Annotated in this window: 16 protein-coding genes; 11 read left to right on the plus strand and 5 right to left on the minus strand. The window is 43.4% G+C overall.

Going from position 1 to position 19980, the window contains the following annotated elements; translation table 11 throughout:
- Positions 1-3 precede the first annotated feature (3 nt).
- Together HCZ91_RS05850 and HCZ91_RS05855 are read left to right on the plus strand one after the other, a co-directional pair.
- The gene (locus HCZ91_RS05850) at positions 4-1179 is read left to right on the plus strand and encodes a patatin-like phospholipase family protein (RefSeq protein WP_179798648.1); all 1176 of its coding nucleotides are present in this window, start codon (positions 4-6) and stop codon (positions 1177-1179) included.
- Positions 1176-2003, plus strand: coding sequence for an SDR family NAD(P)-dependent oxidoreductase (locus tag HCZ91_RS05855; protein ID WP_179798649.1), 828 nt, complete (start codon positions 1176-1178; stop codon positions 2001-2003). Before HCZ91_RS05850 ends, HCZ91_RS05855 begins: the two co-directional genes overlap by 4 nt.
- Before the next feature lie 26 nt (positions 2004-2029).
- Here HCZ91_RS05855 and HCZ91_RS05860 read toward each other — a convergent pair whose 3' ends face one another.
- The 3 genes from HCZ91_RS05860 to nadA form a co-directional block, all read right to left on the minus strand.
- On the minus strand, positions 2030-2923 hold the full coding sequence (locus HCZ91_RS05860) for a phosphatidate cytidylyltransferase (RefSeq protein ID WP_179798650.1): 894 nt from the start codon (positions 2921-2923) through the stop codon (positions 2030-2032).
- Between the two features lie 121 nt (positions 2924-3044).
- Positions 3045-4997: an L-aspartate oxidase gene (gene nadB, locus HCZ91_RS05865; RefSeq protein ID WP_179798651.1), complete on the minus strand. Its 1953-nt coding sequence runs from the start codon at positions 4995-4997 to the stop codon at positions 3045-3047.
- Between the two features lie 70 nt (positions 4998-5067).
- Positions 5068-6177, minus strand: coding sequence for a quinolinate synthase NadA (nadA, locus tag HCZ91_RS05870; protein ID WP_346342182.1), 1110 nt, complete (start codon positions 6175-6177; stop codon positions 5068-5070).
- A 390-nt stretch (positions 6178-6567) separates the two neighbouring features.
- Here nadA and HCZ91_RS05875 point away from each other — a divergent pair, with 390 nt between their 5' ends.
- The 3 genes from HCZ91_RS05875 to HCZ91_RS05885 all read left to right on the plus strand — a co-directional run bounded on the left by HCZ91_RS05875 (position 6568) and on the right by HCZ91_RS05885 (position 9564).
- On the plus strand, positions 6568-7599 hold the full coding sequence (locus HCZ91_RS05875) for a hypothetical protein (RefSeq protein ID WP_179798653.1): 1032 nt from the start codon (positions 6568-6570) through the stop codon (positions 7597-7599).
- 160 nt (positions 7600-7759) lie between these two features.
- Positions 7760-8620, plus strand: a complete 861-nt coding sequence (gene nadC / locus HCZ91_RS05880; protein WP_179798654.1) for a carboxylating nicotinate-nucleotide diphosphorylase — start codon at positions 7760-7762, stop codon at positions 8618-8620.
- 302 nt (positions 8621-8922) lie between these two features.
- The gene (locus tag HCZ91_RS05885; protein ID WP_082624565.1) at positions 8923-9564 is read left to right on the plus strand and encodes a MarC family protein; all 642 of its coding nucleotides are present in this window, start codon (positions 8923-8925) and stop codon (positions 9562-9564) included.
- Between the two features lie 148 nt (positions 9565-9712).
- On the opposite strand, the gene HCZ91_RS05890 is transcribed toward HCZ91_RS05885, so the two are convergent.
- The gene (locus tag HCZ91_RS05890; RefSeq protein ID WP_179798655.1) at positions 9713-10315 is read right to left on the minus strand and encodes a LysE/ArgO family amino acid transporter; all 603 of its coding nucleotides are present in this window, start codon (positions 10313-10315) and stop codon (positions 9713-9715) included.
- Between the two features lie 166 nt (positions 10316-10481).
- On the opposite strand from HCZ91_RS05890, the gene HCZ91_RS05895 reads away from it, so the two are divergent.
- The 3 genes from HCZ91_RS05895 to HCZ91_RS05905 all read left to right on the plus strand — a co-directional run bounded on the left by HCZ91_RS05895 (position 10482) and on the right by HCZ91_RS05905 (position 12659).
- Positions 10482-11207, plus strand: coding sequence for a hypothetical protein (locus tag HCZ91_RS05895; RefSeq protein ID WP_179798734.1), 726 nt, complete (start codon positions 10482-10484; stop codon positions 11205-11207).
- Between the two features lie 173 nt (positions 11208-11380).
- The gene (locus HCZ91_RS05900; RefSeq protein ID WP_179798656.1) at positions 11381-12067 is read left to right on the plus strand and encodes a hypothetical protein; all 687 of its coding nucleotides are present in this window, start codon (positions 11381-11383) and stop codon (positions 12065-12067) included.
- 40 nt (positions 12068-12107) lie between these two features.
- Positions 12108-12659: a hypothetical protein gene (locus tag HCZ91_RS05905; protein WP_179798657.1), complete on the plus strand. Its 552-nt coding sequence runs from the start codon at positions 12108-12110 to the stop codon at positions 12657-12659.
- A 155-nt stretch (positions 12660-12814) separates the two neighbouring features.
- Here HCZ91_RS05905 and rluB read toward each other — a convergent pair whose 3' ends face one another.
- Positions 12815-13741 carry a 23S rRNA pseudouridine(2605) synthase RluB gene (gene rluB, locus HCZ91_RS05910; protein ID WP_101206234.1) on the minus strand — a complete coding sequence of 309 codons (927 nt, stop codon included), beginning with the start codon at positions 13739-13741 and terminating at the stop codon, positions 12815-12817.
- A 654-nt stretch (positions 13742-14395) separates the two neighbouring features.
- On the opposite strand from rluB, the gene HCZ91_RS05915 reads away from it, so the two are divergent.
- The 3 genes from HCZ91_RS05915 to HCZ91_RS05925 all read left to right on the plus strand — a co-directional run bounded on the left by HCZ91_RS05915 (position 14396) and on the right by HCZ91_RS05925 (position 19949).
- Positions 14396-15418, plus strand: a complete 1023-nt coding sequence (locus HCZ91_RS05915; protein WP_257019986.1) for a polysaccharide biosynthesis/export family protein — start codon at positions 14396-14398, stop codon at positions 15416-15418.
- A gap of 208 nt (positions 15419-15626) precedes the next feature.
- A complete protein-coding gene (locus HCZ91_RS05920) occupies positions 15627-17888 on the plus strand; it encodes a polysaccharide biosynthesis tyrosine autokinase (RefSeq protein WP_257019987.1) in 2262 nt (753 codons plus the stop codon).
- A gap of 51 nt (positions 17889-17939) precedes the next feature.
- Positions 17940-19949: a nucleoside-diphosphate sugar epimerase/dehydratase gene (locus HCZ91_RS05925; RefSeq protein WP_179798660.1), complete on the plus strand. Its 2010-nt coding sequence runs from the start codon at positions 17940-17942 to the stop codon at positions 19947-19949.
- The last annotated feature ends 31 nt before the right edge of the window (positions 19950-19980 follow it).

The following is a 19980-nucleotide window of genomic DNA, read 5'->3' on the forward strand; positions in this document are numbered from 1 at the left end:
TAAATGAACAATCAGCAGGTTAAACCTTATGAGCGTGTTCAACTGTTTTCAGGCGGAGGTTCACGTTTTGGTTATTATTTGGGCAGTTATGCAGCACTAGCAGCGCATGATTTGACGCCAGATATTATCGTTGGTACTTGCGGTGGTAGTTTGTCTGCTTATTTAGTACAACTTGCGCCTGACCCTAAAGATTTGCAAGCGCTGATGTACAGCCGTGAGTTATATCGTGTCATCACTGCCATCAGACATGTCGCGCCAGATGAAGCCAATAAACGTCTAAAGCTGCGCTATATGACACATGCACTCAAACGTTGGCGGTTATCAAAGCAAAGGGATAATGGACAAGGACAACGTCAAGCAGACAGCTACGAGCGACTGTTAAATGAGTTACAGCAGTTAGCGATGTTTCGTATCGATAACGAGCAGTATTGGCTAGATGAGCTGTCGCAGTTCGCTGCTATTAATAATACTGATAAAACGTCACCAGAGATAGCCATCATTGCTAGCCGTCTGTACCAAGCGCCTACTGATGATTCGTTTAATGCGATACTAACGCTGCAAGAATTATTATTTGCACCGCCACGCTTTGAGCATTATGTATCAAATCTGACTGACGAAAAAATGAAATCACCAGCGCATACATTTGCTAACGGACGCATACATACATCTGTAAAGGTGCAGACGCAATGGGATTTTGCTCCAGTGATCCGCGCTTCTATGGCAGACATGTACTATCTACCGCCCACACATATCACAGAGCTTGGCTGGTGCTTGGGTGGGGTAATCAATCTGACACCTATCGAACTGGCCTGTCAGTTGGGTGATAGCGTATTTGCAGAGACCAAGGCAGGTTATGACGCATGGCTGGCTGCTCCCGCGATTCAGCGTGTCTTTGGTTTTGATCCCAATGAGCGTTTGGCAGCAGTACACGGTTATCAACCAACCAGCGTGTCGCCTCGCACTGACACCACTAATAAAAACCATCAGCTACATTGGTTACCCTTTGCAGATAACGAGCAGCAACTGAGAGGGCAAAATGTGCAAAAGCGTTTTAACCTAAAACAAATGACCGTCGAGCTAATACACAGCGACTATGACGGTTTTGTGCAGCAAATGCAGGCGCAATGGCAATATGGCTATCAGCGTACGGTCGACTATATACAGCAGCATAAATTATGAAAAACCTCGCAAAAGGTATCACTAAAAACCATGCGCCGCATATCATTATCGTTGGTGGTACAAGTGGCATTGGCTTGGCATTGGCGTTGCATCATAAGACGCTTGGCTGGCAAGTCAGCGTTGTCGGAAGTAGCACAGCAAAGATAGCTGATATCAACAGACAGTATCCTGCTATCGTGACTTATGTGTGTGATTTAACTGACTCAAGTCAAACGCAGACGCTATTAGACAATTTATCAAGTATTCCATTTCAAAGGCTGATCTATAGTGCGGGTAGCTATACCAATGAGCGTATCCATCACCTAAATCAAGCAGATAGCGACCAAATGCTAGCGATCAATTTGCAGGCGTTTGAGCAAGTTTTTAGATGGGCAAGCAGTCAGTTAAAGCAGCAATTAAAACAGTCATGTCAGGCATTAGATGTGACTGGAAGTGAGAGACCTAGCCTTATTTGTATTGCCTCTATCGCAGGTACGATGGATTACCCTTATGCCAGCCTCTATGCAAAAAGCAAGCGCGCAATGATTGTTACGGCTAGCGCTTATCGAGCAGCACTTATACCTTATGATATCCAAGTAAACTGTATTGCCTCAGGCTATATTGATACCCAAGCATTACGTGATTTAAACGATGGCGATGCTAGCCATAAGCCATTTATCATGAGCACGCAAGCAGCTGTTGTTCGTATTATGCAGGCGATTGACGATGATGTAGAACTAGCGATATTCCCACGCTCAATGCGCTATATCACGAGTGCCTTAAATCATTTGCCTAAGCCTGTGCTCAATTGGATATTGCGCAGTAAACTAGATAAAGCCAAATAATATGACTATCAATACTTTGACTAGGTTTAACCAAGTAACCAGTAGAGTAAGGTAAATACTGGAACTCCAATCAGTAAACTGTCTATCCGATCTAAGACCCCACCATGACCAGCGAGCATCGTTCCGGTGTCTTTTACCCCGTGCTGGCGCTTAAAGGCTGATTCTAATAAGTCTCCAAAGATACCGCTCACCGCCAAGCCATAGGCAGCTAATAGACAGACCCACCAATCAAAAGGAGTGAGCCAAAGACCTAATACTGCTGCCAATATTGCCGCAACTAAACTGCCAAAGATAGCACCTTCAATGCTTTTATTGGGGCTAATAATCGGCGCTAGACCTCGTTTAAACAGCTTACGTCCAAGCAGTCTTCCGCATAGATATTGGGCAATATCATTAAACTGACTGGCAAATAATACGAAGAGTAAAACACCATATTGTTCGCGTTGCCAGGTCAGTTGCTGCAAGATAATAAGGCTAATAATGAGTGAGAGGAAAGTAACACTCAGTAGCAGGTCTAAGAAGTTGAGCCGCGTATAGTGTTGAGTCAGATTGAGAGAGGTTTTCGCTAGCAGGGGAGTACTTGGCTGTAAACCTTGCCCTTGGAGTTTATGAATGAGCACGGCTTTACTGCGTAAACACCATAGGCGTTTAATCTCGTAGCTGCCGCGTAGACCAATTAATATAAAAAATAAAATGAGCAGCCATTGATAGGGATATGCTTGCGAATAAGAACCTGGCGTATCGTGCGTTATTTTTGCAATCACATAGCAAGTGCAGAGCGCGGCTAACATCAACCACCACGAGCGGGCTATCAAGTAGATTTTTGGCAAACGTTTGCGCAGACGAGGTACGGCAAGTACACTCCAAGCCAAACTGACGATTATCATTAGGGCAATCACAAACACAATATCAGAAGCCATACCGTGGACACTCAAAGAAGAGGTAATATTTTAAGCCTATCCATAATGATAGCTTAAATGCCTCTTTAACTATAGTGTTAGATATCGCCCTTGATGGGCTTCGCTATTATTTATCGTAAGCTTAAATATGGTCAGTAACAGGTATTGGATAACGCTCGTCTTCTATAATGTGAGAAAAGGAGTTAAGCGTAGCGTTTCTTGATGGCAGAATGATACTGGTTAAAGGCGTTTCAGCTAAGTTAGGATAATCCTCACGGTAATGCCCACCGCGACTCTCAAAACGCTGATAAGCCGATTGAACAATCATCGTTGCTAACGCTAATTGCCTCGCCAATTGAAAAATGGCAAGCTCACTGTTAGTAGTAGGAGTTCTACTGTTAGTAGTAGGAGTTCTACTGTTAGTAGTAGGAGTTCTACTGCTCGTATCAGATAGCATGGTTTTATTATGTTCGATTGACTCTTGCCACTGCTCAATTTGTCGCAATGCTTGCTCTAGTTGTTTGGCACTACGTGTGATACCCATATTGGCTGTCAAAAGAGCTTTCAACGCTATAGTTATCTCTACAATATCTACGTTAGAATGAAATGCTTTATCAGCCTTATAAGTTGGGAGTGATGACTGCTTAGAAGAGGGCAAGATAACAAATTGCGTGTTTTCTAGTGTCGGAGATTGCCAAATATCGACAGCTAACTGATGTAGTCCATAATAGGCAGTCGTATGTGGCTGTGCCATTTTTTCTAAAACTTCAGCCGTTTTCTCTAAAGCTTCTAAGTTCTTTAAGCGTTCCAATTTTATTAAGTAATGAGGTAAGTTGGCGGCGATGTTGCGACCAACCACCACACACTCCAACAATGAATTGCTTGCTAAGCGGTTGGCTCCATGCAGCCCTGTATAAGCAACTTCACCTGCTGCATACAGCCCTGCAATATCGGTCAATCCATTGGCATCAGTCACCACGCCGCCACAACTATAATGGGCAGTCGGAGCGACCGGAATAGGGTCTGTGGTCATATCTATGCCGAGTGCTAGCAGCGTCTGATAAATCTGCGGGAAATGCGCTTGTATGAATGCAGCTGGCAAGTGACTGACATCAAGGTGCACATAGCCAAGTCCGTTACTACTAATCTGATTGGCTATTGCTCGAGCGACGATATCGCGTGGCGCCAATTCAGCGCGCTCATCAATATCTAACATAAAGCGCGCGCCAGTCTGCGGACAATACAGTCGTCCACCTTCACCGCGTAATGCTTCAGATATCAAAAAGCTGCTGTCATCTAATGCCAGACCCGTTGGGTGAAATTGAATAAATTCTAAATTTGCCAAGCGACAGCCTGCTTGCCATGCCATCATGACGCCATCACCAACACAGACGTTAGGTGCGCTGGCACGCTTAAATAGTTGACCCAAGCCACCACTAGCGAGTACGACAGCTGAACTATGAATGATGAGTTGACGCTCATTGATATGATCAAAGACCAGCGCCCCTCGGCAATGTCTAATCTCGCTATCGTTTATGCTAAAAGAAGAGCTGCTAATCATAGGTGAAGTCAGTAACTCTAATGCTTCATGATAAGGCAAGATAGTGATATTGGCCGCAGTCTGTGCTTTGATGTTTAATGCGTCCATCACGTGCCGACCCGTTGCATCATCCGCATGAGCCACACGTCTACAGCCATGACCGCCTTCTTTGGTCAAGTGTAAGTCACTGGTTTTTAAGACTGCAAAATCAGGTGTATTATCAATTTTTTTAGTTAAAGTAGATTGAGTAAATGGCACACCTTGCTCGCATAGCCACTGCACCGCTTGATGTCCTGCACCCAAGATACGGGCAGTATTGTCCATCGCACACAATCCTGCGCCAGCGATTAAGGTATCAGCGACATGCTCAGTCACAGAGTCTGCTTTGTCTAAGCTAGCTGCGATACCACCTTGAGCGTAGTGACTTGAGCAAACCTCAAGTGCCGCTTTGCTTAAAACAGTAATATTCAGCGATTTTGGCAGAGATAGCGCGGTGCTCAAACCTGCCAGACCAGCCCCAATGATAAGAACATCAGTTTTTATAATATTACTCATATCACTGTTGCCTCTGTTATTCGTATAACTAGTGGTGCTGGAACAATCAACTGAATGCGACTGACTCATGCTAGGCTGCCCCAACGTTAGCGAACAGCGGACGGTCTTTTACAATGTCGCCACTGGCGGCTACGCGTTGCTTTTGTGCTTCAGCAAAATCGAGCATCCGTTGTAATGGTTTCTTAGCTGCTACTGCTAGCTCAGGTGTCATTAGTACTTCACCACTTTGATTGGTTAAGCACTGCTCAATACCTTTTAGGCCGTTCATGGCCATCCAAGGGCAAAACGCACAGCTCTTGCAACTGGCACTCTCACCAGCAGTTGGCGCGGCCAAGAATCGCTTGTTTGGTGAGCACTTTTGCATCTCGTGCAATATGCCCAAATCAGTAGCGACGATAAAGGTATCAGCATCCATCTCATACGTTGATTGCAAAAGTTTACTAGTCGAGCCGACCACATCGGCTAGTTCAACCACGCTATCAGGTGACTCAGGATGCACCAAGACTTTGGCCTCTGGATGTTCCTCTTTCAGTTGCAGGAGTTCAGTGGCTTTAAATTCATTATGTACCAAACAAGACCCTTGCCAGAGCAGCATATCTGCGCCAGTCTCACGAGCAATGTATTTGCCCAAATGACGGTCAGGGCCCCAAATAATCGGCTCACCTTGGGCATGCAGATGACGGACGATGTCTATACCGACAGATGAGGTGACCACCCAATCAGCTCTCGCTTTTACCGCGGCGCTGGTATTGGCGTAGACGACAACAGTACGCTCAGGATGGGCATCACAAAATGCTGAAAACTCTTCAGCAGGACAGCCCAAATCAAGCGAACATTCGGCTTCTAAATCTGGCATGAGGACAGTCTTTTCCATGCTTAATATTTTTGCTGATTCACCCATAAAGCGCACACCAGCGACAACCAATGTTTGGGCGCTATGAGCTTGTCCAAACCGAGCCATTTCAAGTGAGTCACCGACGCAGCCACCGGTTGCCAATGCCAAGTCTTGGATAAAAGGGTCGACATAGTAATGTGCTACCAGTACGGCATTATTCTCTTTCAGTAGCTTCTTGATATTTTCTTCGACCACGATGCGTTCAGCGCGAGGCAAGTCTGCTGGCATTTTAGCCTTAGCATATTCAATATTCATCTGAGTGGCGATGCGATTGTCCGTACTCATGATAGGTGCGTCGTAAGGATATTTTTTCATAATGGCAGCCTTTGTTGGTGCAATAACGATAAATGTGTGTGCTAAAAAATGGGTAATTAGACATAACAAATTTATAGGTTATCTTAATTATGCTCATTTTGAGCATAATTACAAGTGGTTTTTTATACTCAATAAGTCAAAAGATTGGTTTTTAGTGCTCAAAATGACGTGCAGTTAAGCCGTACTGAGCTTGGAAATGGTACTAATTCATGCCCCTTATAACTATTTATCGATATTGATTTTTCATACTTACAACCACAGACTATGATAGTTTTAGATTCGAGCTATACTAAGCCATACCATAGCTATTAACCCCAATAGCCTTTCACATTTCAGAGAAAAAGGATAATTCCCAAAGCCATGACGTTGTCTTATTCACATGCGCACCAGCAAGGTAGCGGCACGACAGAAGTGGTCGCCGTATTGGTCGCTATCACAGATTATATCGCGCGCGTTCTAACCGTTGACCAAGGCAAGCTGTTGCCAAATGGGCCACTTATGCCGCTACATCGCTCGTTACAAGCAGGTGTGCGTCAATGGGTAGAGGAGCAAACGCAGCAACCGCTTGGATATTTGGAGCAGTTATATACCTTTGTCGATACTAACAGGCGTAATATTGATGGCCATGCGTTGGTGTATGTGAGTTATTTGGGTTTGGTGCAAGAGACGCAAACGCAGGCACTCCAAAGCAAAGCACTCTGGCGAGATTGGTATGATTATTTCCCATGGGAAAATCATTTGGACGGTATGCCTAGTATTATTATGGACTTTATCGTGCCTGCGCTACTTGAATGGGCCAATACTGCCAACGACTCGATTGTCCAACAGCGCAGGCGTCAGCGAGTTGGCCTGTGTTGGGGGCTGGACGAAGCGTTTTTGGCAAGTGGCAAACTCACTGACAGTCAATCATTCAACGAACACGATAATGAAAGTAGAGAATGGATTGCAGAGCATGTATTACTACGCTATGAGATGCTTTATGAAGCAGGACTGATACCTGAAGCTCCTAATTATCCGCCCAATTATCAGGCTGTTGCCTTGCCAGAGGACTGGTCACAACGCATAGGCGTACCCATGTATTACGATCACCGTCGCGTGATCGCTACTGCTATCTCACGACTGCGTGCGAAGATTGAATATAGACCGCTTATTTTTGGTCTGATGCCAGACGTCTTTACCTTGTCGCAGTTGCAGCAGAGTGTTGAAGCACTATCAGGCGTGCGTTTGCACAAGCAAAATTTCCGTCGATTGCTTGATTCGCAAAACCTAGTGATGGAGACAGGAGAGAGTAGCACTGCTCAGCGTGGTCGTCCTGCCAAGTTATATCGCTTCCGCCATGATATTGAATTACAGAGTTTATTGATGGATAGCAAACTTCCCAAGCGTAAATAGTCGTTTCAAGCCATTCCGTTGTATCTCTAAATCGGTTTGTAAAACGAAAAATTTGTCACCTTTCCTTGCAGGGTCGCTAACTTTACGCTATATTTATGCTCATTTTGAGTTTAAATAACGAGCAGTTTCTATCAATATCATGCCTAGATAAGGGTCAAAGATGACAATTGAAAAAGAGCCAGCATTGGATGACGTATTGCTCAAGCCATTGGTTGAGAATGCACTAACTGAAGATTTGGGTAGGCGTGGTGATGTAACCTCACAAGCTACTATCCCAACCGATATGCAAGCGCAGTTGCAGATCAAAGCGCGGCAAGCAGGCGTGATATGCGGTATCGATTTGGCACGCTTGTCTTTTGCCTTAGTCGATGCACAAATTGAGTTTATTGCACAAGTACAGGATGGCGAAACAGTAGAGGCTGGTGCAGTGTTAGCGACCGTAAAAGGTAACGCGCGTCACTTATTGACAGCAGAACGCACAGCACTGAACTTTATGACCCATCTCAGTGGTATTGCGACAGCGACCCGTCAGATTGTCGATAGTGTGGCGCAATATCCTGCGCAAATTACTTGTACACGCAAGACCATTCCAGGCTTACGTATTGTACAAAAATACGCCGTACGCTGCGGCGGCGGACGCAATCATCGCTTGGGATTGGATGATGCGATTTTAATCAAAGACAATCATATCGCGATTGCGGGTGACATCAAAACGGCCATTCAGCAAGCCCAGAAATTTGCTGGGCATCTGATTCCTATTGAGGTCGAAGTCGATACACTAGAGCAATTAGAGCAAGCGCTCGATGCAGGTGTGAGTTTAGTGCTATTAGACAACATGTCGCCTGAAACATTATCGCAAGCGGTTACTATGTGTCAGGGTCGAGCAAAGACTGAAGCCTCAGGTGGTATTACGCCTGAAACGGTACAAGCGGCGGCAAGTACAGGGGTTGATTTTATCGCGATGGGCTATTTGACGCACAGTACGACAGCCTTGGATATTGGGCTAGATTTTAGTGCATAAGTGCAGGCGTAATAAAGGCTAATATCATTATATACGCTAGATTTTAGCGAAAGGACTATCACCGAGTTAATAGAATGGCAATTTATACTGACAGCTTGTACTGATAATCGGTTAAATGCTTGTTTTTACACTGAAGCTTTACTAAGGTGACATGTAGGCGTAACGGCGCAAAGTTAATGATTTTCTTAGCTTATCTGCCTATGCTACAATGCTATTTTTAGTTGCCTATTGGGTCATCGTTGCACTCGCACGATGACCTTATCTTTTTGCACAAGCGGTATCAATAGACAAGCGAGCGCTCAGTGAATACTGAAATTATCAAGATAATCCTAGCCTTTATGGTATTGATCAATCCATTTAGCGCATTGACGTTATTTTTAGATTTGACTCGCGGCTATTCGATGAACAATCGACGTAAGGTCGCGCGCGTTGCTTGTTTGACCATTTTTATTACCATCAGCTTTTTTACGATTGCAGGTGAAACGCTACTAAAAACCCTTGGTATTTCTATCGGCTCGTTCCAGTTGGCAGGCGGTATATTGGTATTTTTAATTGCGCTAAATATGATGAATGGAGAGGGTAACCCTGTTAAACCTGATCAAGAGAACTTCGATGTTGATCATGTGAAAGACGCGCCAGTCTCGATGGCAGCTGCCGTGGTTCCCCTCGCGATTCCAATGATGATTGGGCCTGGTGGTATCTCCACGGTTATCATTTACTCTTCACAAGTATCAGGTATTTTGCAGGTATCCGCCATTTTGATTGCTGGCTTATTTATCAGTCTGTTTTGCTATTTGGCATTGATGGCGGCAGGTCGTATTAGTCGCCTACTAGGCGATACTGGCTTGAACATCATGAGCCGAATCATGGGTATGCTATTGGCAGCCGTTTCTATCGAGATTATCGTTAATGGACTGCGTACGCTCTTTCCTAGCTTGATGTAAACGATCAATACAATATTACCGCTAACCACATATATTTATATACCGGTTAGCGGTTATCAACGTGTTTCGGTTTATCTAATACGTTGTTTACTTAATATTCAGTTTATTAAACACTCAGCTTATCTATCATTTCTCAGTCATACTTCTGTCAGCTTTGATACAAATGCCAAGCCAGATACAGCATCAATATGCCTACCAGAGCATCTAGTATGTTCCATGCTTTAGGTTTCTCAAATAGAGGCCTGAGTAGTCGCGCACCATACCCAAGCGCAAAGAAGAAAAAGAACGAAGCGCTAATTGCACCTGCGGCAAACGTCAATTTACTGCTTGCACCCGTAGAGACCATACCGACGAGTACTAGTGTGTCTAGGTAGACGTGCGGGTTTAGCCAAGTGAAACCAAAGCATAGTAACAAGGCTTTTTTTAAGCTAGTGACGACTTGTCCTTCGACAGTCAAAGCATGTGACACGCGTACGCTGGCATACAAACTCTGTAAGCCATATCCTAATAAAAATATAACGCCTGCTATTTTTGCGATATCTATAACGTGAGGATAGCGGGCCGTAACTGCACCAAAACCACCAACACCTGCTGATATTAAAAACGCATCGCTCACCGCACAAAATAAACAAACAAAAAATATGTGCTCGCGTTTGAGCCCTTGTTTGAGTACAAAGGCGTTTTGGGAGCCAATAGCAATGATGAGAGATAACCCAAGTAGGAAACCAGAGATATAATCGGGAGCATTCATAATACGGTGCTTAACGGTTGGCGTGTAGGAATGGTGACATTTTGCTTACTGGCAGGCCAGCAAAAACCTGCTAAGATACGCTATTGAATGAATGTATGCAATATGAGCACAATGTGAGTGTAATAAACGAGGGGCAGAGCAAGTCATGGTAGTCAGTTTGACAAGAATGCTACAGTCATTTGGGCAAGCTCAAGATGACCTACCGACATTGGCAGCAAAGAATGCTCAGGAGATGAGCGTCAATCATGAACAGGATGCTGCTGCCAAGAGTGATAGCAATCACGCAGTACATGAGCGTTCTACACTGACTCCGCCTGAACGTGTAAACCGCATATGTGATGCGTTGGCACAAGTGAGTGATAGCCAATCATCCACGCCTTTGACCGATCGCTATCTGAGTAATCGTGCTCAAATGCGCCCAACCAATAGACCGCCTTTTGACCCAGATACTTTGTGGTATCTCAAACATGGACGTTGTCCGATTATGACTGAGCTTGTTGATGTGGTTGATGAGGCCACCCTAAATGCCATGCCTATTGAAGCCGTTGCGATATTAGACCGTATCAACGGTAAGCTAAAGCGTTACCGTGAGTGGAGTAGTGAGCTGAACGAACAGCAACAGCAGCATAACGAGCGTCAGTTCGTTATCGACAAGCTAGTATCCGAAAGTATCCCTGAAGCATTACATCATTATGAGCAGCTACAACGCTTTAGTCCGCATCGCACCAAAAATAATATGGTGCAGGGCAAGATGACTGCTGGTGATATGCTGACAGATTTGTTTTTAGAGATTGATTATGAGCTTGACGAATTATTGGATGAATTGCATCAGACAGTTTTGAACCGCCTTGCCTCAACCCACCGTTATGTTAAAAGCCGTACGCAAAGTTAAATGTTCTTTGATGATCTTTTTTTGAACACTTGCAAAGGTTAAGTATTATCAAAAGACAAAATCGACCCAATGCATAACAATATAGGGCTTTAATAGAGCCTTATTTTTTTGTTTAATAATAACAACCATAAAAAATCAGCCACGACATTCTGATAAGTAATAAGGACAATATAATGACCCAAATGACTGCAATGTTCGTAATGTTTTTTTTGTATGGGCTGTTGCCAGCGGCTGGGTTATATCTAGGATACCGTGGCATTAAAAAAGTCACAGCACCCAAAATGCTCGAATATAAGGCAATGCCGCAACTGGGTTATATACCTGAAAAAAGCCTACCTGTCGACGTTAAAACTGCTCTGGAGCAAATTGATACAAAGGGTGAAAAGTTGCATGTCATGTATGGCGATACCAATAATGATGGCAAGATTGATGATAAGGATACCATCAACGAAACTTATATTATGATTCAAAACTTAATGGATAGGCACGTGCCACAAGCAGTCGCTGATTATAGACGCTTACATGATTTAGATGTGACAGATAGTGCGCTTGCTGACACTACCAAAATTAAGCATTCTAATGTCACGGGCAAAGAAGCCTTGTTAGACGTGCTTAAGACAATTAACACACAGTTCGATGACCTACTCAACGCGTCATATCATCAAGACGGTCAAAAACTACTTGCAACCAATCGCTATCTCCAAAAACGTTTTGACAAACCTGCTAGCAATACAGAGTTTCAAAAGCCCGATAGCAATGCCAGTAGTGATGCCAATAATAATGCGAGTAGTAATGTAGATATCCAAGCGATTGAAAGCCCAACTGGTGAAAATGTGAGTGCTAAAGACATTAAGCTATAAATACAAAGTTGAATGGTGAAAGGATAAAGAGCAAGCGTATATGAGTATCTTAATAGGCATCGGTATTGTAACGACCGTCACTACCTTTTATATAGGTAGAAAAGGCTGGCAAGCTTTTCATAAAGCCGTCGGTATCTCACCTGGTGTACTCACGTATCAGGATTACGATGCGCCCTTGTCATTAGCCACATTAAGCTTGCAGCAGCTAACGTTAAATAAACAGCACTTAAAAACATTGTCAGAGCAGCAACTGCGCCAGTTAAAACGCATCGATGAAAAAGTAAGCAGTTATCAAACCTATCAAGCGGCTCAATATGCTCAACATAAGACGCCAGCGATAACAGAAGCACAGTTTGTATTGAATAAAATGCTGCAAACACGGTTACCTGAAATGCTAGCCACTCATTATCAATTAACAAATATCAATGTCACTAATGAAAATAGCGAAAAGAGGTTAGAGGCTAGTGAGTTATTGCAGAGTGTTTTAGATAATATTGAGCAGCGTTTGGATAGACTACTGGCACAAATGGACGAGGAGCAGCTAAAAGAGCTGCGAGTCATGAAGCATTATATTAATAGTCACGATAGCTGAGCCGCTATATCTATACTGAGCAACTGTGACGCCTGTAAACTGTGACGCCCATAAAGAGACACAAAAAAAGCGGTCAATGACTATTCATCATTGACCGCTTTTTTATGTTTATTCTAAATCTATTTAAGACTTAAAATAATGTTAAACCAATTTAACTAGCGCTTATCATTGCGATCACGGGTGTTACGTGTACCGCGACTGGCAGGGCTAGCACTACTTTTAGGTTTCGCGCTGCTGTTGCGGTTATCGCTACGAGTATCAGTGCGACGCGCTTTAAGCGGCTTGTTTCTGATACGTTCTTGTTTTTCTTTGGCTGCGCCATGTAGACCCGTGCCATAACGTGGGCGTAAGCTGACCAAATCCGTCAACGTATTGATTTCTTTTTTATCAAGCTCTAAGAAACGACCAGTACGTAGCTCTTTTGGTAGAACAATCGTGCCATAGCGTGTACGTAGTAGACGACTAACTTTTAGACCTTGTGATTCAAACAAACGACGTACTTCGCGGTTACGGCCTTCTTTTAGCTGGACGTGATACCACTTGTTGACGCCTTCGCCGCCGCCTTCTTTGATGTCTTCAAATTTGGCAAGGCCATCTTCTAGCATGACGCCAGCGGTCAATGCACGGGCGATATCAGGCGTTACTTCACCCAATACACGTACCGCATATTCCCGAGTAACTTCACCAGATGGATGCATCAAGCGATGCGCCATTTCACCATCGTTAGTAAATAACAATAGGCCAGTTGAGTTAATGTCCAAGCGTCCAACCATTACCCAGCGGTCATGAGTCAGCTTTGGCAAACGTTCAAAGACAGTTGGGCGACCTTCTGGATCTTTAGCAGAGCAAACTTCGCCTTCAGGCTTGTAGTAAGCGATAACACGGCGACGCTTCTCATTTTCAGAAGTGTATTTGATTTGACGGCCATCAACGCGAATCTCATCACCTTGCGAGACGCGATCACCGATGGTCGCAGGACCGTTATTAACCGTTACGCGGCCAGATTTGATGACTTCTTCCATTTGACGGCGTGAACCAAGTCCCATACGGGCGAGTGCTTTCTGTAATTTTTCGTCTTTCATCATAATATCCTTGAGTCGGTGGGTTTACATTTCTCAATGTAAAAAAATTGGATTGACTATTCTACGCTATTTTAACAAATTTAGCACGTAAACCAATACTTTATTGGTTATTAATGCATAAACGAACATGGTGCTAATCAATAAAAGTTTATTAGTCATATACGAAATATAGACTCGAAGACTCTTACTGACTGATGGTATGAATGATTACATGGATACAAACACTTACACTACTTCGGCACTAAAAGGTTATTTCCAATCATAAATGCAATCGAAACAATCCTTTATTAAGTTAGATTTCTTCAAATTAAGAATAAAAATTTTATTTATGACGAAGCTGTTTTCACTTCCGTTTTTTTAACGCTCAGCAATCTGAAAGTTGATATGAATATTTTCAATTAGCCGCAAATAAAGGGCTTGATGAGAAATTGCAAAATAGTCACTTAATTATTTTATGGCAGGTTATATGTATTGCACTGAATATAGTTTAGGTGTATATTTATTAAATATATTCTTTTTTACGAATATAAATGCTGTGGTGAGGTTTTCTGGTTTGATTCACAAATATAAATATGAGTAACTGTTATGGTTAATAAATATTTCATTTTTGTACACAAACGCTTCCTGGTAATAAGCATATTTTGCTTATTTCTAATGGGATTGTTTAGTGGCTGTACGATCAACTCAGGACTTCAGTCAGGAAATCTTCCTGAATCTGGCACCTTTACCGCAGAAAACGGCCTTCAATTTCACATTCAGCCTTTAAGTCTGGCAACTTTACCGCGTACAGCGCCGGCTACTGTTACTCAAGATCTCTCTCATTTGATCAAAACCTCTGGACGAGTCAATTATGGCATTGCGAAAGGGGATGTGCTGAATATCATCCTTACCAATTATCCAGATATTAATGCGTCAACTGCTAGCTTAACGGTAGATCAACAAGGGTATATACAGTTTCCATTGATAGGCAGAGTCCAAGCCAGTGGGCTGAGCGTGCCGCAGTTCACCGCTACGTTGCAAAGCAAACTACAGCGCTATCTCAAGTACTCAGATCCTCAAGTCAAAATCATCAATTACCGTGGCAGCAAGTTTTTCGTAGATGGTGCGGTGAAGCAGTCTGGTGAGTTTGCTATTGCTGATGTGCCGGTATCGGTATATGGGGCTATCTCTATGGCAGGTGGTACTACTGAGACTGGCGATTCAAACAACATTGTGCTCAACCGTCAGGGCAACAGCTATCGCTTAGGAGTGCAGTCACTACAAAGAATGGGGCTGTCTGCCAATCAAATCTATCTGCGGGATGGTGACTCTATTCACGTCAATAATCAAAGCCGCAATAAGGTCTACGTATTGGGTGAATTTGGCAAAATTGAGCCAGTGGCGATTCCAGAACAGGGGCTGAGCTTAGCGCATGTATTGGGCGAGTCAAATGGACTAAATTCCAATACGGCTAACGCAGCCAAAGTATATATCGTGCGCGATAACCCTCAGCACCAGTACACAAATATCTATTACGTCGACATGCAGAGCATCACAAGCTTGGCACTAGCCAGTCGCTTTGACATGCAGGCCAATGACATTCTTTATGTGGATCCAACAGGCTTGGCCCGCTGGAATCGTGTGATTAGCGCGATACTACCGTCAACCTCTGCCATCAACGTGATATCAGGGTTATAAATGATAGCTAGTGAAAATACTGGATGTGCTTTGAATTTAAATACTGAGATTAAATGAGATAAGAATAGAAAGTAGAGTGATAGGTTTTATAAGGTGCGATGAGGCAGAGAGCAATCTAACTGCGGTCAGGGGCAGTCAAGGGCAGTTAGGGTCTTGAAGCTAAGCGAAAGCTATTAAGCGATTTACATTGAATAATGGGTATATGGTTATGAATAATATAGATTCAAAAGACCTATCGACACCTAAGGGTGACAACGACAATGACAACATCGACTTAACGGCGCTGGTTTTGGTTTTGTTGCGTGGCTGGAAAGTCATAGCGCTCATGGCAGCAATCGGACTCTTAATAGGATTTTTTTATACACGCTATATTAATCCAACCTTCAAGTCTGATGCGCTAATCCAAATTGAAGAAAACTCCCAAGGAGTCGATGCGCTTGGGGCGAATATCTCAGAGTTGGTCGGAGAAGAAGTGAGCAAGGCTGAGGCAGAAGCCGAGCTCATACGGTCTCGGATGATACTAGAGCCAGTCGTCGATATGCTACATCTAGACATCAAACTGACCGATCCTAATATTGGCTATCTCGATAAAATAACAAACGACCGCATTAACACTCAGTTGAACACGAATGATGGTGTGTCTCTGAGCACAAAAAACGGTTCCGTACAAATCAATCAGTTCGATGTGTCACCAGCGTATTTAAACCAATCTTTTACGCTATCACAGTCTGACACAGGGTTTGTCCTGAGCAATGGACTAGATGATTTTAAAGGACAATTGGGTCAGCCGCATCAGTTCAATGGGGTAAACGGTGAGATTAACATTACGGTGACTGAGCTACCTGCAGACGGTTACCCTATTGGCATCACTCAGCAGACCTTAAAGACCACGACAGATGCAATGAATAGCGCCTTGTCTGTGGAAGAAAAAGGCGATAAAACCAACATTATTCAGCTGTCGATGACAGGCACAAACCAACAGCAAATCACGACCACACTTGATCAGATAGTCCAGTCATATATCGATCAAAACCAATCTCGTGGTACAGAAGAAACCACCAAAACATTGGCTTTTATGGAGACGCAGATTCCAGCGTTAAAAGAGAAATTAGACACCTCTGAAGCTCAGTTCAATGAGTTTCGTAAAAAACACGGCACCATCGATGTAGGTAAAGAAGCTGAGCTATTACTAAATGAAAAGTCTCGAATCGATGAGCAGCTTAATGATCTCAAATTAAAGAGAGCCGATCTAACGACTTACTATACCAATGAACACCCACTCGTCATCCAGATCAATGAGCAACTAAAAGTCCTCAACAGTCGAATAGGAGCGATAGGTAGCACCGTCGCAGGACTGCCTGAAATACAGCGAGAGTTCTTAAAGCTATCAGAAGATACAGCTATCAATAGAGAGATTTACCTCACGCTGCTCAAAAACTATGAGCAACTAAAAATCGTTAGAGCTGGTCAGGTTGGTTATGCCCGTATTCTAGACCGACCGACCAGTACCTTCGACGCCATTGCACCAAACAAATTCCAAATTATGCTGCTGGCGCTACTCGTAGGTACTGTACTTGGGGTAATGCTGGTTTTAATCAGAAACTTAATTAGAAATGTCGTGAAGGACCCAGAGCATCTAGAGTCTAAAACAGGAATTCCTGTTATTGCAACGATTCCACGTTCGACCTCGATATCTAAGCTAGGTAGGAACAAAAAAAATACTGGCCGGATGCTTGCGCACGTTGATCACAACGGCTTGAGCTATGAAGCAATTAAAAATTTAAGGACAAACCTTTTATTTGGTAAGACGACGAAGACAATAGATGCGAAATCCGCTCAGACCATATTAATCACTGGAGAAAGCCCGGGTGTCGGTAAGTCTTTTATTACGGCCAATTTATCCGAGGTGTTTGCACAGCTTGACAAAAAAGTGCTGATTATCGATGGAGATATGCGTTTAGGAGAGCTGCATAAAATGTTTGGTATGAATCCAGACAGTGGTCTCACAGATTATTTATTGCAAGATAAAGATAGCACTCTATCAGCCGATAAGCCTCGATTAGATATTGATATGGCTAAGTTAAACCTTGAGAGCTTTATTCAGCCGACTGGTATGGAGCATATCGACCTTATATCGCGGGGGCGACCATCGCATAACCCGACTTCGTTATTGATAGGAGAGAGGTTCAATCATTTGATGGCAGCGCTCAAAACGAAGTACGACTATATCGTTATTGATGCACCTCCTATATTGGCTGCATCAGACGCCATGGTATTGGCACAGCATGCAGACAAAGTACTGATCGTCACCAAATTTGATCATTCAGTAGAAGGCCAGCTGGTCTATGCTATCAAACAGATGAGTAAAGCAAACGTACAAGTCGATGGCATCATCTTAAATGACATACAGCAAAGTATTCTGAATAGGTACAGCTATCACTACCATTATGCTTATGGACACAATTCATAGTTAGTTACTGTCTATGGCAAACGAGCGACATAACTTAAGTAGGTGGATCTTATGTTGATAAAAACAGAGTCTAACAATGCTTATCACACGCCAAGCGATATCAATCGATGGTCGAAGCGTATGACGCTGTTTTTATTAGCCTTACCACGCTTTGCTAAATGCTCTATCTTATTTGGCATCGACTTTTCAATTGCTGTCCTTTGCTTGGTAGCGGCATTGGCACTGCGTCAGGGTTATGTCGATGATCAAATTGGCCCTATGGTGTTGGCTTGTTATGCATTGATACCTGTCGTCAGCTTATATCTGATTGGCTTTTATAGAGGCGCCTCTAGAGGATTTTTCGATGCGGCGATGGGTCGAGTACTACAGTTGTTTTTATTACTTATTATCGTTTATCAGTTCATCATTTATGTGAACCCAGTATCAATGATGCCGCGCTCAGCGCCAATCATATTTTTGTTCTTATTCTTTATTTGGCTGTGGAACAGTCGGCTAATGATTCGCGGGTTGCTGAATCGACTACAGAAACCAGACAGTCAAGATCGCCTAGATAGTTGCTGCGATAACGTGATTATTTATGGTGCAGGATCGGCTGGTAGAGAGCTATTAGAGAGCTTAAGACATTCTCATAAATACAATGTAGTGGCATATATTGATGATGATCCGCAGCTGATAGGGGCTTATTTACATGGTAAAAAAATATATGCCGCTCATGCGCTACCTTGGTTAATAGAAAAATTAAATGTCGCGCAAGTGATTTTGGCAATGCCTTCTATGAGCCGTGGTCGTAAAAAACAGATTATGGATAGCCTGTCAGGCGTTTCTGTCAAATTAAAAGATTTACCGAGCTTACGAGAGCTTGCTGATGAGATCGTAACAGTCAGCCATATACGGCCAGTCGATATATTAGATGTGCTTGAAAGAGAGACTGTCGAACCAGTTGCTGAGCTCCTCCAAAAAAACATTACGGGTAAAAACGTACTCGTGACAGGGGCAGGAGGTTCTATTGGAAGTGAGTTATGCAGACAAATCATGAAAAATAAACCTGCATGTTTGGTATTATACGAGCAGTCTGAATATGCTTTGTACACAATCGATCAGGAACTTAGAAGCCTCATTGCTAGTAATGTCATTAGTAATATTGAATATCAAGATACTGAGATTGTCAGCATCATTGGAAGCGTGGGTAACGAAAAAAAATTAATCAATATATTCGAAAAATACCATATAAAAACGATTTATCACGCTGCAGCATACAAACATGTACCGATTGTCGAGTCCAATCCATTTGAAGGCACAATAAACAATACTAAAGGTACCTATCATTGTGCTTGTGCCGCGATAAAGGCTCACGTTGATACGTTTGTACTGATCTCTACTGACAAAGCAGTGCGACCAACCAACGTGATGGGAGCTTCCAAACGCTTAGCTGAACTCGTCTGCCAAGGACTGAGCCAAAGCAACAGTCATACATGTTTTAGTATGGTGCGTTTCGGCAACGTTTTGGGTTCATCAGGCTCTGTGGTACCACTATTCACCAAACAAATTGAACAAGGTGGTCCGATTACCATCACTCATCCAGACATCACGCGCTACTTTATGACCATACCAGAAGCGGCCAGTTTGGTTATCCAAGCAGGGGCCATGGCGTTCGGTGGTGAAGTATTTGTACTTGATATGGGTGCACCCGTCAAAATCGTGGATCTCGCCAAACGTATGATTCGTCTAACAGGGTGCGAGCTAAAAGATGCGAGCAATCCTAATGGTGATATCGAAATTGTGTTTACTGGATTGAGACCAGGTGAAAAGCTCTATGAAGAGTTAATCATTGGTGCTGACAACATAGAGACCACGTTTCATCCACTCATTATGCAAGCAATGGAGCATAGTTTTCCATTGGAAGATATCGAAGCTATCTTGTTTGAGTTTATCGAAAGATCAAAGCGGCACGATACTGAATGGTTGAAAGCACAATTTAGGACCTTCGTTGAAGGCTACCGAGAAGGCGATGAAGCTGATGTCACAAAGACAGATGTAGAGCAGTTAGAGGTGGTCGGTTAAGGAGTAGTAGTGATACTAAGTAAGGGTATTA

Source organism: Psychrobacter sp. BI730 (assembly GCF_013414195.1).
In the GTDB taxonomy this organism is placed as follows: Bacteria; Pseudomonadota; Gammaproteobacteria; order Pseudomonadales; family Moraxellaceae; genus Psychrobacter.